At 57.9% G+C, this 13,916-nt stretch carries 8 protein-coding genes; 3 read left to right on the top strand and 5 right to left on the bottom strand.

From position 1 onward, the window contains the following. The first annotated feature begins 10 nt into the window (after positions 1–10). Positions 11–4,129, top strand: a complete 4,119-nt coding sequence (locus SynBIOSE41_RS16790) for a CHAT domain-containing protein (protein ID WP_186539021.1) — start codon at positions 11–13, stop codon at positions 4,127–4,129. A 125-nt stretch (positions 4,130–4,254) separates the two neighbouring features. After that, complete coding sequence (locus tag SynBIOSE41_RS16785) at positions 4,255–4,908, top strand: hypothetical protein (protein ID WP_186539020.1); 654 nt, start codon at positions 4,255–4,257, stop codon at positions 4,906–4,908. Here SynBIOSE41_RS16785 and SynBIOSE41_RS16780 read toward each other — a convergent pair. From SynBIOSE41_RS16780 to speA, 3 genes are read right to left on the bottom strand one after another with little or no spacing between them, the layout of a single operon-like run. Next, positions 4,889–6,739 carry a CHASE2 domain-containing protein gene (locus tag SynBIOSE41_RS16780; protein ID WP_186539019.1) on the bottom strand — a complete coding sequence of 617 codons (1,851 nt, stop codon included), beginning with the start codon at positions 6,737–6,739 and terminating at the stop codon, positions 4,889–4,891. The two genes, SynBIOSE41_RS16785 and SynBIOSE41_RS16780, sit on opposite strands and share 20 nt — an antisense overlap. Further along, complete coding sequence (locus tag SynBIOSE41_RS16775) at positions 6,736–8,217, bottom strand: mechanosensitive ion channel family protein (protein ID WP_186539018.1); 1,482 nt, start codon at positions 8,215–8,217, stop codon at positions 6,736–6,738. Before SynBIOSE41_RS16775 ends, SynBIOSE41_RS16780 begins: the two co-directional genes overlap by 4 nt. Before the next feature lie 5 nt (positions 8,218–8,222). Next, positions 8,223–10,202: a biosynthetic arginine decarboxylase gene (speA, locus tag SynBIOSE41_RS16770; RefSeq protein WP_186539017.1), complete on the bottom strand. Its 1,980-nt coding sequence runs from the start codon at positions 10,200–10,202 to the stop codon at positions 8,223–8,225. Between the two features lie 137 nt (positions 10,203–10,339). Between speA and ndk the strand changes: the two genes are divergently transcribed. Next, positions 10,340–10,798 carry a nucleoside-diphosphate kinase gene (gene ndk, locus SynBIOSE41_RS16765; protein ID WP_186541364.1) on the top strand — a complete coding sequence of 153 codons (459 nt, stop codon included), beginning with the start codon at positions 10,340–10,342 and terminating at the stop codon, positions 10,796–10,798. Between the two features lie 190 nt (positions 10,799–10,988). Here the strand turns inward: ndk and SynBIOSE41_RS16760 are convergent, their stop codons facing one another. Then, positions 10,989–12,632 carry a type I secretion C-terminal target domain-containing protein gene (locus SynBIOSE41_RS16760; protein WP_186539016.1) on the bottom strand — a complete coding sequence of 548 codons (1,644 nt, stop codon included), beginning with the start codon at positions 12,630–12,632 and terminating at the stop codon, positions 10,989–10,991. Between the two features lie 123 nt (positions 12,633–12,755). Further along, positions 12,756–13,832, bottom strand: a complete 1,077-nt coding sequence (locus tag SynBIOSE41_RS16755) for an FAD-dependent oxidoreductase (protein ID WP_370594151.1) — start codon at positions 13,830–13,832, stop codon at positions 12,756–12,758. Positions 13,833–13,916: the final 84 nt, after the last annotated feature.

Below are 13,916 nucleotides of genomic sequence, written 5' to 3'. Positions count from 1 at the left end.
GCAGCACGTCATGCGAGGTCTGGTGCTGTGTCCACTGGTTGCGCTGATCGTTGTTTCTCCTGTTCAGGCGGATGTCGCAAGTCGTTCAGCTGATGGACTTGGGACTCTGGTCAACGGTTCAGCGAACGGTCGCTGCAACAGTGGTCTCTGCCGGATCGATGGTGGAATCGACAGCGGCAGCAATCGCTTTCATCGGCTCAGTGAATTCGATACCCGCGGGGCGATTCAGGGTGTGTCGATCAATAGTGATGGCGTTCGCAATCTGGTGCTGGGAGTCACAGCACCAGACGGCAGCTTCATTAATAAACGCGTTTCACTGACTTCTCCATCGCATCTGTTTCTGCTCTCTCCAGGGGGGATTCAGTTGATGCCGGGTGCCTCTTTTCAGCAGATCCCTCAGCTGACGCTGAGTACGGCAGCCCAACTGCGCTTTGCCGGTGGTGTGTTCGATGTGTTCAACACTCCGCACCATGCCATTTCAGCCTTGCAAGCTGATCCTCTGCCTGGAGCTCTGGGCTTGCTGCCAGGGGAATTGGGAGACAAACGGCCCTGGATCCGCATGGATGGAATCTCCATCGATGTCGACGAGGCTCTGCTCGTGGATGCTCCCGGTGGGCGTATTGATGTTGATCAGAGTCGTCTTTCAGTCAGCAACCCCACTGGAGATGGCGGCACGCTCACGCTTGCTGCAGATCTGATTCGCGTTGGAGATGGAGCTGAATTGCTGGCGACTGGCTCCGGGAACGGAGGGGTTGTCCAGGTCGGTGGCAGTTGGCAGAACAGCGATCCCGCTGTGCGCCAGGCAACTCAAACCTGGATGCAACGTGGCTCTCTGGTGGATGCTTCATCGACGAATGCCGGTTCCGGCGGAACGGTGGTGATCTGGAGTGATCTCAATCATCCTTCCGGTGGAACGGTTGCGGAGGGAGCGCTTCTGGCCCGTGGTGGGGCCGCTGTTGGGGATGGAGGGCGGATTGAAACATCAGGTTCCTATTTGCGTGCTCAACCCGAAGTCATAGATGTCTCGGCGATGAAGGGATCAGCAGGTGAATGGTTGCTTGATCCTTACAACATCACGATTGGCAATTCAGCTGGAACGATCACTGAACAAACGGATCCTTCAGGCGGAGGAAGGTTGTTTGAATCCAGTGCGTCCGCTTCACGTGTGGATGTTGCTGACATCAAGACCGCACTCGGCACCGCAACAGATGTGCGGATTCTCACCGGATCAGCGGATCCTTCCGAGGGAGGAAACATCACCTGGGAATCAGATGCACCACTGAATTATTCAGACAGCACAGGAAATCTCGCCCTTGATGCCGCTGGATATATCCAGCTCAATTCCAACATCACGACGGGATCAGGTGGTCTTTCTCTCCAGGCTGGTGTGGGGTTCGTGGAGGCTGCATCTGGGGTCACCCTGGACCTCAAGGGACCGTTAAACATTTCGACCGGGGATACCAACGTCGGCACTTCAGACTCCAACTCCCCTGCGCTGGCCGCAACGCTCACCGGCTCAGGTCTGCTTGCCAAAACCGGTAACGGCGGGCTGATCCTTTCGGGCAACAGCAGCACGTGGTCGGGCCCCATAGATGTGCAACAGGGCACCCTGCGCGTGAACGGTGCCAATGCATTGGGTGCAGCGGGTACCGCATCACCCACCACGGTCCAGTCCGGCGCCACCCTTCAACTGGCTGGGGGCATCAGCCTCGCGGAGAACATCGAGCTCAGGGGAGGCACGCTGACGAACTGGTCCGGGGACAACACAGTCACAGGCTCCCTGAGACTGGCAAGCAGTGCCTTTGTTGATGCGCGACAGGACAGCCTCACGCTCGATCCCAGTACTGGCGACGCTGTCTCCGTTATTGACGCGACGTCGGCTTACAACTCCGATCTCACGCTGGCGGGTGCTGGTGACCTTGTTGTGGAGGGAAAGTTCAACCTCAAGGACGGTCAGCCCACCCCCTCTTACGGTGACTTCCGCCAGACCGGATCAGGTGTTGTCCGTTTCAAGGACGACTTGATGGTGGAGCGGCTGGAGTCCACTGCAGGCGGGACGCTCTGGATGGATCAGCCGGCTGGAGCACCAGCGGTGATACCTCCAGGCTCATCACTCTTCTTGGACAACGGTGCGTTCCTTCGCCGTGACAAGACCGAAACGGTGACTGGCACCAGCCTTGAATTAGGCGCTGGTGGTGGTGGCATCAGCGTTGGGACGAGCTCCACGCTGGTCTGGGATGCCCCCATCAGCGGGACAGGGACTTTCACCAAGGCGGGAGATGGGACGCTCCGCTTTCCTGCCTCGGCGGCGATCAGCTACACCGGCGCCACCTTGGTTAAGGGCGGTTCCCTTGATGTGTTGTCTGCTTCGCCGACCACCGCCACTTGTAGCGGTACGGGTTCCTCGAGTCTCTGTTCCGGCCGCAGTGCTGGCGGAGGAGGAGGTGTTGACCCCACTCCTGAACAGGAACCAGACCCCTCGCCTGAACCGGAACCCAGTCCTGAACCGGACCCGGCACCTACCCCTGAACCGGAGCCAGAACCCACACCTGAACCGGAACCCAACCCGGAATCGGAGTCGACCAATGCGCAGCCTGAGTCCGATGCGGACATTGTCTCTGATGAGTTGCAGAATGCGGTGGCTGATGTTCCTGTCTTTCTTCCTGCTGAGCAACGGTCCACTGTCGATGCTGATTCGCAGACCTCCGTCAGCGGCCAGGCAGATCTGATCGCGGCCCAGCCGCAAAGCCTTGATGCAGGTCTGCAGGTTGATCTTGGCATTGGAAGCGATTCCTCGACCACTGCAACAGCAGTCGTGCCTCAGACCACGGTGATGGCTCAGAGCACCCAGACCATGGCTCCCGAACAGGCGGTCGCGCAGTTGCAACAGTCTGACCAGGCCGCCGCAAGCCGTACGGCATCGTTGCTTGGTTTGGACCAAGCTCTTCAGAGTGCCCTCCCCTCCACACCCACTGTTGAGGATTTGCAGGGCGTGCTGGATCAGGTCGAGCGTCAAGGCTTCGGCACCAGTCCTGCGGTGCTTCAGGTCCGCTTCACCTCGACTCCGTCTGACAGCGCCCAGGACAGTTTTCTTGATCTGACCCTGATCAGTTCCAAAGCCTCAGTTCAGGCTCGACGCTTAACGGTGGATCGCGAGCGCTTCGCTGGCTTGCTCAAGGCTTTGTATCGCCAGCTGTCACGCCAGGAGCCCTTGGCGGTTGATGATCCAGCCTCGCCGAGTCGTCAGCTGCATGCCTTGCTGGTGGAGCCGATCCAGGATGCGCTCCAGGGCCAGGACATCAAGACGCTGCTGATTGCTGCTGATCAGGGCTTACAGGCTGTCCCCTTCGCAGCCCTAAACGATGGAACCTCCTTCTTCGGTTTGAACTATGCCTTCGGACTCACGCCATCTCTGGCCCTCACGCCGCTGACTCCAGCCCAGTCGACGTCTACAGGCCAGCTCGCCCTTGGCGCTTCTGAATTTGATGGGTTGGCACCCCTACCGCTCGTGCCCCAGGAGCTCGAGCAGCTGGATGCCTCAATAGGTGCCGATCGTTATCTCAACCAGGAGTTTTCACCTCAGGCCCTGTTGAACAGAGCAGCCGACCAGCGCTATTCCCGTGTGCATGTGGCCACCCATGCAGACTTTCGACCCGGGGGGCCGGCCCAATCGGTGCTGCACACCGGCACTGGGCCAATGTCGATGTCCCAATTTGCCCAGTTGCGCCGCAAGCGCGGTGAGACTCCCTTGGATCTGGTGGTGCTCAGTGCTTGCCGCACACTTCTTGGCGATCAAGAGAGTGAACTCGGTTTTGCCGGGTTGGCGTTGCAGGCTGGGGCCCGCAGTGCGGTGGGTACTCTCTGGTATGTCGATGACGTGGTGACTTCGGCATTCTTTGTGCAGTTCTATCGCTTGCTCGATCAGGGCCTGCCCAAGGCGGAAGCTCTGCAACGTACCCGTCAACTGTTTGTCTCTGGCCTGATTCGCCTCGAGGGTGATCAAGTGATCGGTCCCAATGAGTCACCGCTGCTCACGGATCTCACTCCTGCGCAGCGTCGCAGGATCTCCGCTGGAGTGCAGAACCCGTTCTTCTGGGCCGGCATTGAGCTGATTGGTTCACCCTGGTAACGGCTGAATTGCACAGATTGCTGTGATTGAGATCACAGCAATCTGTGATCGGCCACAACCCCTTTCTCCTCAGGTAGGCGTCAATCTGGAGCAGTCAGCACCTCCGTGCCGCCGCACGCCCTTCGATGGTCCGCTTTCAATTCTTCTCTGCCGTTAGCGCTTCCCTGCTGAGTGCATTGCTGGTGAGTGTGTTCTCCAGCCCTGTCCTTGAGGCGGCTCCCCGCAATTCTTTTCCTGGCCGCAGGATTGGCGGGGGTACAAGGGGCGAGTGCGCGGCGCGCCCTGTTGTACATCTGGTCCCCGCTTCCAATGTGTTCAGCCCAGGGGCACGAAAGCTGATTGCTGTACTGGAGGGCCCATCTGCGAATCCTCAACCTTTAGGCGTCACACTGCAATCGGCGTCGGCGGACGGGATCGCTGATTCTGGTGCCGGCCCGCTGATGCAGAAGCAGATTCCGGCTGCGGTGAATCGCCTGGTGCTGTTGAGCATTCCTGCAGCGCCTGTGCCCATGCTCTGGGAGTCGTCTTACCGATGTGGTACCGATGGCGGAGCCGATGAATTCGGCTTCATCACATCCTCAGCTCCACCGGCCCGTAGTCTTTTGCTTCCGGATGGTAGTCCGGAGGCTCAGAACCAGCGTGTGGAGATGGAGTTGGCTTCCCTTAAAGCTGCTTGCGGCACCTCGACGCGCCTGGCGCATCTGAAGACGGTTTTTCAGTTCGATGATGACGTCATCAATGACTCCTGGCCGGAGCAGGTCACGGTGCAGTGCTTCTGAGTTCGATCACCTCCAGCGGTTCTAAACGTCCTTTGATCAGGACCGTTCCCCATGGTTCGCTGGTCACATGAGCTGGCAAGGCTTCAAGAAGGCACTGGGTTTCACCCGATACCAGGATCCTCACCATGCCTTCATGGCGATCCTTCTCCAGGCCTTCCAGTCGAGACGCGCAGTTCACGGTGTCGCCAATCACGGCGTATTCCAATCGCTTGCTGCTGCCCAGAGATCCAGTGAGAACGGGTCCGGAATGGATCCCGATCCGCATGCGCAACGCTGGCTGCCCTTCTTTGGCGAGAGCGTCATTCAGCCTTGAGATCTGTTCCTGAATCGCCAAGGCAGCTGTCACGGCGTGGAATGCATCCATTGCCGGCCCCTTGGAGACAGGTGCACCGAAGACGGCGAGCATGCCGTCACCGGTGAATTTATTGACGATTCCGCCGCGACTGGTGACGGCATCAACGCCGATGCACATGCCACGGTTCAGCCACTGCATCAACTCAGAAGCAGTCAGCTGTTCGCTCACACTCGTGAAGCTGCAGGTGTCACTAAACAGCACCGTGACCTGCTGTTCTCTGCCCGTGAAACGCCCGTCCTTGATCAGATCTTCGCGTTGATCCCAGAGTTGCTGGGCAACAGCAGGTGAGCTGGTCTGGCCAAGCAGGCGACGCATGTCTTGTTGGTGTCTTTGGCTCTGGACCCCGCGCCTCAGGATGCCGCTACCACTGAACAGCACCAGGCCGGAGAGGGGCATGGTCAGGCCGACCCAGACTCCACTCAGCGTCAGCCCGAACACTGAGCTGATCAGGAGGATGACCGCGGCAGAGAGCAGCACCAAACTGCGGCGGATTCTTGCGGGACGTTCGGCGATCAGCACACCGAACAGCACCACCATCAACAGCAGCAGCCAGCGTTGCCAACCATGCAGGGTGATGATTTCCGGTGCACGGTTCTGCAACAGACGCTGCAGAGCTTCCAGGCGCTGAGCATGCAGTTCCACCCCAGAAACTTCAAAAAACCGAGAGCTGCTGACAAAGCGGCTATGAGGAGTTTCAAACAGATCACGCAGGGAGGGTGCCACGTTGCCGACCAACACCACTCGGCCATTGATCATCTCCTGAGAAACCTCGCCACTCAGGAGAGTGGCGAGGTCCAGAGATGGGTAGCGTCCTGCTGGATAAACAGGGAGCATGGCCTGATAGCCGGCTGCATCGAGGTCCTGATAACCGCCGGATTGTTCATTCAGCCAGTGACGCTCGTTGAGCTGTTCGAGCTGTCTGTCCAGGTCTCTGGTTTGGCTGGCCGTTTCCAGTAGTCGCAGTGGCAATGCTCGCACTGCCTCCTCCTGCCCGCCCACGTGAATGAGATCACGTCTCACGACGCGGTCAGCATCCATGACCAGGTCATTGAAGGCCTGTTGCCTGGCTGGTGCTCCAGGGATCGCTGTGATGCCAAGGTGTTCATTGCGTATCGAGATCAGGCGTGGATTGCGCTGAATCTCGTCCTGAAGGCAGGGCTTGGCCTGATCGCGGTACAGGTCAAGGCCGATGGCACTGGCTCCGAGGGTATCGAGCTGTTTCAGAGCTCTGCAGAGAAGGGTGTCGTCGAGGGGCCAGCGGTAGCGCTCGATGTCGGCTTCGTTAATCCCGACCACCGTGATCGGCCAGTTCAGGTCTTCGGCTTGACCATCAATGGCTCGGTTGCGCAGGTTGATGGCCAGGTCATAGACGAGCAGGTTGGCGGTCTCAACCAAGGGCGAATGCTGCAGGCCCACCAGCAGCCCTACAGCTATGGCGTAGGGAATCGCCTGGTGAATCGGGCGTGGCCAATTCATGGCTCCTGACTGGAAGGACTGAACAGTCTTTTCATGCGAGCGATCAATGCCCGGCGTCGGGACTCAGCACGTTGCTGTTGGTTCGCGTTGAGTTGCTGCCGTCGTGCGGCCATAATCGAGCCCATGGTTTCGAGAGTGTCCGGTTGTTCCTCCAGCAGTGGCAGAAGGTGTTTTCGCTCGATCTCGATCAAGACGCATTCGCTCTTGCAGATCACAGTCGCTGAACGTGCTTCACCTGTGCAGAGCGCCATTTCTCCGAAGGCATCACTTGTGTGAAGGTCGGCGACGTGCCGCCCGGGATGTTTTGTGGAGCTGTTGGCGTTCGCTTGAAACACTTCCAGTGTTCCGCGGACCACGACATACAGACTGTCTCCCCGCTCTCCCTGCCTGACGACCGATTCACCAGGCGCGAAAGTCTCGCAGCTTGCGAGACCCGCCAGCATTTCAAGCTGATGACCATTGAGTTGACCGAAGATTTCCGTTGAGGCCAGGAGAGTTTGCTTGTGCTCCATCGTGATCTCGCCGGATGGCAACCTGGCTGGGCTGGGTTTGGTTCGAACGTCTCGGACTGGGTAGGGAATCGACTGGTCAATGCGATGGAGTGCATACCAGATCTGCTCAAGCACAGAGCTTCTCAACTGTCGCAATTCCAGTGCGGTGTTTTGCCAGGTGAGCAGGCTGTAGGTGATGGAACTGTCGGCGAAGGACGACACCCACACCTGGGGGGTGGGATGACGCAGGACCTTGCGGTTGTGTTGAAGAATGCGTTGCAGCAGTTGAATGGCCTGGCGTGGAGGCAAGTTGTAATCCAACCCCAGCTCGATCATCTGACCCACGGGTTCTTGAGGCTTGAAGCGGCGCAGGCCTTCCACGGCGATGCGGCTGTTCGGAACCACGGTGATTGACCCGTCGAGACCACGGACTCGGGTTGTCATTAAACGGAGGGATGTGACGACACCGGTTGTTGTGCCCAGATCAACCCAGTCACCCTCTTCAAAAGGTGAGTCAACTTGCAGGGAGATTCCTGCGAACAGATTCTTCAGCGTCTCCTGAGCGGCAAGACCGATGACGGCGGTGACGACGGCTGACGTTGCTGCCAGTCCGACCAGATTGACGCGGAATTCCCTGTGAATCACCACCATCATCACGGCTGTGATCACCGCAAGGGTGAGCAGGTCCCGCAGGATCTTGGCGGTCGGTTTCCACCAGCCCAACTCTGCAGGAATCTGCAGGATTCCCCAGGTCAGGATGCGGATCAGGCTCAGAGCCCACAGCAGGGTGATGGCTGCTTCCAGTGAGTTCTGCAGCAGTGTCGACCCGGCGTCGCTGACGATTTCAGCCAGTTGGTTCAGCAGCGGGATGCCGATCGCTGCAATCAGAGGCAGTCGCAAGGGAGGTGGGCTGAGTTTCTGGCGTTTGCAAACCCGATGGATCGTCAGGAGTGCCAGGATGACCAGAAGGCTCACAGTCAGAGTCATGGCGCTCAGTTCTGCAGGTAGGTGCTCTGACGCAGACTGATCTCCAGATGGTCCATGAGTCGTCGTGCTTCGGCGATCTTGAGTTGATTTCCTTGGATGGATCGCTCACTGGCGATACGCAGTCGTTCCAGCAGAGATTCAGGGTTGTGTTCCATCGCCATCAGCACCTCAGCGTTGGTGTCGCCACGAACCACGTGATCTACCTGGTATGCACCGCCGGGTGCCAGACGAATGTGTACCGCGTCAGTGGTGCCGAACAGGTTGTGCAGGTTGCCCATCACTTCCTGATAGGCCCCACCCAGAAACATCCCGATCAGATAAGGCTCTTCCGAACGCAGGGGATGCAGCTCCAGCAGTTGCTTGCTGCGCCCATCGGCAATGAAGCGGTTGAGGCGCCCATCGGAATCGCAGGTGAGATCAGCAAAATGGCCGAGTTCAGTCGGTTTTTCCCCCAGCCGGTGGATTGGCATCAAAGGGAAGAGCTGCTGTATCGCCCAGGTGTCGGGGGCAGAGCGGAAGATTGAGAGGTTCGCGTAGTAGGTGAGCGCCAGAACAGCCGGCAAGGCCTGAAGTTCTTCAGGGAGCACAGCCTGCTCAGGGAGCCTGTCCACCAGGGCTTTTGCGCAGGCCCAGGTGAGCTGCTCCGCCTGGCTGCGTTCGGTGAGGCTTAGATAGCCGAGTCTGAATGCGGCTAATGCATCATCTTTGAATTTGAGGGCATCATTCCAGGCTTCCTGCAGTCGGGACACATCCGCACTGCCGTCATTCGGAAGCGTCTTGATCCCGTCCAACGTGTCGTGCAGGTTGCGCACGATCAGAGATTCCTTCTCGGAGCGCGACGGTGTGGAGTGCGGCAGTCCGCCGGTGCCGAGAACGTTGAAGACCAGCACCGAGAAATGGCTGGCAATGGCTCGGCCGCTCTCGCTCACCAGAGTCGGGACGGCTACATCGTGGGGTTCACAGCCTTCCTTGACTGTGGCGACAACGTCGTTGGCATAGTTCTGAAGCGAGTAATTGGTCGAGGCGGCTGTTGCTGTGCGACTGCCGTCGTAATCAATCCCCAGTCCTCCTCCCACATCCAGATACCCCATCGGGGCGCCGAGTTTGTGCAGTTCCACATAGATGCGTGATGCCTCCTGCAGAGCGTCTTTCACAACACCGATGTCGTTGATCTGGCTGCCGACATGGAAGTGGAGTAAACGCAGCTCTGCAAGCAGGCCTGCCTCGCGCAGGGCTTCCACGGTGGCGAGGATCTCGGGGACCGGCAGCCCGAACTTGGCCTTGTCACCGACCGAGCTGCCCCAGCGGCCGGTGCTTCGGCTGGACAGCCGAGCGCGGATCCCGATCAGAGGCGCAGCCCCGAGTTCCCGGCTGGCATCAATGATCCGTTGCACCTCATCGGCTTGCTCGATCACGACCACGGGCCGTCGGCCCAGGCGCCTGGCCAGGATCGCCGTCTCGATGTAGCGCTGATCCTTGTAGCCATTGCAGATCAGCAAGGCTTCGGGATCGTCAATCAGCGAGAGGGCAATAAGCAGTTCTGCCTTGCTGCCAGCTTCGAGACCGAAGTGCCAGCGCTTGCCGCAGCTCACCAGCTCCTCCACAACATGGCATTGCTGGTTGCATTTCACAGGGAACACGCCCTGGTAACGACCGCTGTAGTCGTATTGAGTGATCGCTCGTTCGAAGGCGGCATGGAGGCTTTCCAGCCGATCTTCGAGGATGTCATCAAATCTGATCAGTAGTGGCAGGTTGAGATTGCGGCCCTGCAGGCCTTGCACCAGCTCCACCAGATCGAGACTGCCGCCGCGCTCTCCACGTGGCTGCACGCTCATATGGCCGCGCAGATTGATGGAGAAGTAAGGATCCCCCCAACGTTGGAGTCCATACAGATCGGAACTGTCCTGAATAGTCCAGGAAGTGGTCGCCGATGATCGTCCGTCTGTCTCCTCACGTCCTGGTTGGTTGGCGTCGGCGAGCACCATGCGTGGGAAAGCGCAATAATTAATAGGGCAAATCTAAGGAGCCCGCTTCAAAGCAGCAGAAACCGGCAGGTAACTGTCTTGCTTGCCAAGCGGGCCGCTGAGCACAGAAGATGGCAGGCTTCTTGCTTGTGATCTTCATGGCCACCGAACGCACGTTCATCGCCATCAAGCCCGATGGTGTCCAACGCGGACTGGTGGGTGAAATTCTCGGTCGCTTCGAGCGCAAGGGTTTCAAGTTGGTTGGCCTGAAGCAGATCACCCCCAGCCGTGATCTGGCTGAACAGCACTACGGAGTGCATAGGGAACGTCCCTTCTTTTCTGGGCTGGTTGATTTCATCACTTCAGGTCCTGTGGTGGCCATGGTCTGGGAAGGCGATGGCGTCATCGCCAGCGCTCGCAAGCTCATCGGTGCCACAAAGCCCTTAGAGGCCGAGCCAGGCACCATCCGTGGGGACCTTGCAGTGAACATCGGCAGAAATGTGATTCATGGTTCCGATGCAGCTGAAACGGCTCAATTTGAAATCGGTCTCTGGTTCCAACCCTCTGAGCTCAATGACTGGTCCCCCTCCGACCAGAGTTGGCGTGTTGAGGCTTGATAGGCAAGCGATCGATTTGGATCACACAAGCCCCGGGATCTCGTCCCGGGGCTTTTTGTTTCTAAATTGCTCTGTGAATGTAATCCTGTTGATTTCATGATTCGGGGAACGAGCGAGGTAATCGAAGTCGCAAAAAAACCGCTTTGCCAACGCAAAGCGGTCCGTTGTTGAAAGTGAATTAAACGGATTGTTAGATCAACTGAGTGGAAGGTTGAAGATCCGTGTTGCTCAGCATGGGATTAGTTTCTGATCCAGGAATGGCTGGATTGGTCGTAAAGGGGTTGAGCTGGTCATTGGCTGGCTGAAGATTGCTGCTCATCAGGATTGGATCAGTCTCTAATCCTGTAATCAAAGGCTTGATCTCAGCTTGATTGAACCCTTCGCTCTTGGTGAATGTCTCAGTAGCCGGGTTGGATTGTGGGTACTGGTTTTGCTGATTTTCCTGACTAAGCAGGAAATCATTTTTGTTGATAATTCTCGAGCTCAGATTGTGTTGGCTGAAGTCGGCGGCCTGTACATCTTTGAAGATGACCAAGGCAACTTTGTCGTTGTCTTGTTGGTTGAATCCATCGGAATCAAAGTACAGGGTGCTGTCGTTCCCTTCTTGCGCGAAGCTTAAAAAGCCATCTTCAAAAATCGATTGTCGATTGAGGCCAATCCCATGGCCGATCAGGATGTCATCGCAGTCGATGCTGTCACCATTTTCACCGGTGATGAAGTCCACAAACATCAATGGGTCGCCTGGGTTCGTCTGTGGATGAGATTCTTCAGATAGGTGCTGGCTGTTCAGCTTTGGCTCTTGATCCATGCTTGTGCTGTTGTCAGCCAGGGCTGGTTTGAACTGGTTGGTTTCTGCTTTGGGGCCCGTTTCAGCAACTGGGCCGTTGAGGTCCTGAACCATCGGTTCCTCAATGGGACCCACCTGCTCTTGAGATTCTTTCGCTTGGAGCAGGCTTGTGAAGTAGTTGCGGGTAAGTCGCAGCTTGTCGGAGCCAGCACCGGAGATGTAAGTGATTTCAGTGCCGCCGTCGACGGTCAATACATCATCTTGAGCACCAGTGTCCACAAGCAATTGCTTGGTCTCAAGGCCAGTGATTCTGACGTTGTCGAAGCCTGCGCCAGTTCGCACCGTGCTGTTGAGCGCATTGCCCCTGATCTCGACGCTGTCTTCACCAGGACCAACATCCAGAATGCTGTTGCGCATGGCCCAGACATTGCTGTTCTGGCCACGGGCGTGGGCATGGATGCGCACGACATCGTCACCGGTTTCGGTTTCGAGCACTGAATGGTCGAGACCGATGGCTTCGGCGTAACCACGGCGATTGCTGGCGGAGGCTCTGATGTGCACCTTGTCGTTATCGGCGCCGGTGTTGATCTGGGAGTTCAGAGTGCCGTAGGCGGCGATGGTGTCAGTGGTGTTGCCGCGAGCGATGGCATTGATGCGCAGTTTGTCTCTGCCTTGGCCGGAGGTAAAGGAGCTGTTGTCCATGCCGTAGGCGGGATCAAAGGCGCCTGCGCGGGTCACAGCACGGAGATCAACTTTGTCGTTACCAGGACCAACATCCAGGGTGCTGTTGCGCATGGCCCAGGCATTGGTGCTCATGCCGCGGGCATGGGCATGAATGCCCACGGAATCATTGCCTGCTGCGGTTGCAACGGTGGAATTATTGAGTCCGGTCGCTTCGGCGTAGCCACCTCGATTGATGGCACCAGCGCGAATGTCAATGCGATCGTTGTTGTTTCCAGAGGCAATCGTCCGTCCGTCCACAGTGGTGACGGAAACGGAAGCTCGGGGGCCGCGGTTGCGTTGGAAAGCACGTGCGATGAAGTTCATGACTAAAGAAGTGAGTGGAGCCTTTGCTCTCGAACTGACTCACCTTCAGCGCAAAGTTCTTCCGATCCTGTGATGCCAATCAGGCCTGATTCACGGCTTGCTCAATGTTTGTTGTGACCTGGATCACGGCTTGAATGTCTGGTCCTGAAAGCGCCTCCAGCTAAAGGCTCTCAGCAGTTCTTCGTCCAACTTGGATGGTGTCTTCTTGAGGATTGCTCCGGTTAACAGGTCGGCGCTGACGGCGGCCAGCAACACTCCATTGCGATGGTGGCCGCAGGCCAGCCATAGACCCGCCATCGGGCTCTCTCCAAGCAATGGCCCCTCGTCTGGTGTGCAGGGCCTGAATCCCCACCATCGCTCCATGGGGGGCCAGTCAATCGAATCGGGGAGCAGGGAGGCCATGCCTTGTTTCAGTTTCTTCTGGCCTTGAGGCGTGAGTCCCTCGCTGAAACCGGCGTCAGGTTCTGAGGTGGCGCCGACAACCACGAGACCGTCATCTCTTGGCACCAGATAGGTTCCGGGGCCGAAAATCACCCGTTTCAGTGCGCCTCTTGGGGTTTGCAACGAAAGCATTTGTCCCTTGACGGGAAACACAGGCAGTTCCGGCATGAGTTCGGCGCTCCATGCGCCGCTGCAAAGCACTGCCGTTTCGGCTGAAACGGTTAACTCTGTGCCTTCGGAGTCGCGGATGCGGGCACCTTTGAGCTGGTTGTTGTCATGCAGGAGCTCCAACACTTCAACTCCTTCCTGGAAGTGCACCCCGCGATCAACACATGCACTCTCCAAGGCCCTCATCAACTGACGTCGGTTGTCGATCTGGCCGTCCTGGCTGAACAGAAGCCCAGAGCGCCATTGCTGATGAATGCCGGGAATTTCCTGAGCTAATGCATGGCGATTCAGCGGTTCTCCGAAGGCTGCCGTTGGATAACGGTGTCGGTCCTCCTCGCTTTGAAAAGGCACCACGATGCCCGTGAAGCGAAGGCCACACGAGAGGCCGCTGTCAGCCTCGATCTGAGCCACCCAGCTCGGAACACGCTTCAGACTGGTCTGTCCCAATCTGAGCAAATATCCACTGAGTCCTTCGGCATGCGGCGCGAGCATGCCAGCGGCAACAAAGCCTGCTGCTTCACTTCGTCGTCGGCTCAGAACGGTCACGGCAGTCCCTTGGCGGGACAGTTGATGGGCGATGGTAAGACCCATCAGGCCTCCACCAAAAATCAGGACTCTTTCTGCTCTTGTCAAGCTTGCTGACGCTTCAGGACCCATCGTCATCAGCCTGGTTGC

The sequence above is a fragment of the Synechococcus sp. BIOS-E4-1 genome (genome assembly GCF_014279995.1).
Lineage (GTDB): Bacteria > Cyanobacteriota > Cyanobacteriia > PCC-6307 > Cyanobiaceae > Synechococcus_C.
Note: the sequence above shows the minus strand (reverse complement) of the source record. Positions and strands in the feature narration are given on the sequence as shown.

Coding starts and splice junctions, on each gene's coding strand:
- SynBIOSE41_RS16790 (WP_186539021.1), top strand. CDS start 11: ATGCGAGGTCTGGTGCTGTGTCCACTGGTTGCGCTGATCGTTGTTTCT.
- SynBIOSE41_RS16785 (WP_186539020.1), top strand. CDS start 4,255: ATGGTCCGCTTTCAATTCTTCTCTGCCGTTAGCGCTTCCCTGCTGAGT.
- SynBIOSE41_RS16780 (WP_186539019.1), bottom strand. CDS start 6,739: ATGAATTGGCCACGCCCGATTCACCAGGCGATTCCCTACGCCATAGCT.
- SynBIOSE41_RS16775 (WP_186539018.1), bottom strand. CDS start 8,217: ATGACTCTGACTGTGAGCCTTCTGGTCATCCTGGCACTCCTGACGATC.
- speA (WP_186539017.1), bottom strand. CDS start 10,202: ATGGTGCTCGCCGACGCCAACCAACCAGGACGTGAGGAGACAGACGGA.
- ndk (WP_186541364.1), top strand. CDS start 10,340: ATGGCCACCGAACGCACGTTCATCGCCATCAAGCCCGATGGTGTCCAA.
- SynBIOSE41_RS16760 (WP_186539016.1), bottom strand. CDS start 12,632: ATGAACTTCATCGCACGTGCTTTCCAACGCAACCGCGGCCCCCGAGCT.
- SynBIOSE41_RS16755 (WP_370594151.1), bottom strand. CDS start 13,832: ATGGGTCTTACCATCGCCCATCAACTGTCCCGCCAAGGGACTGCCGTG.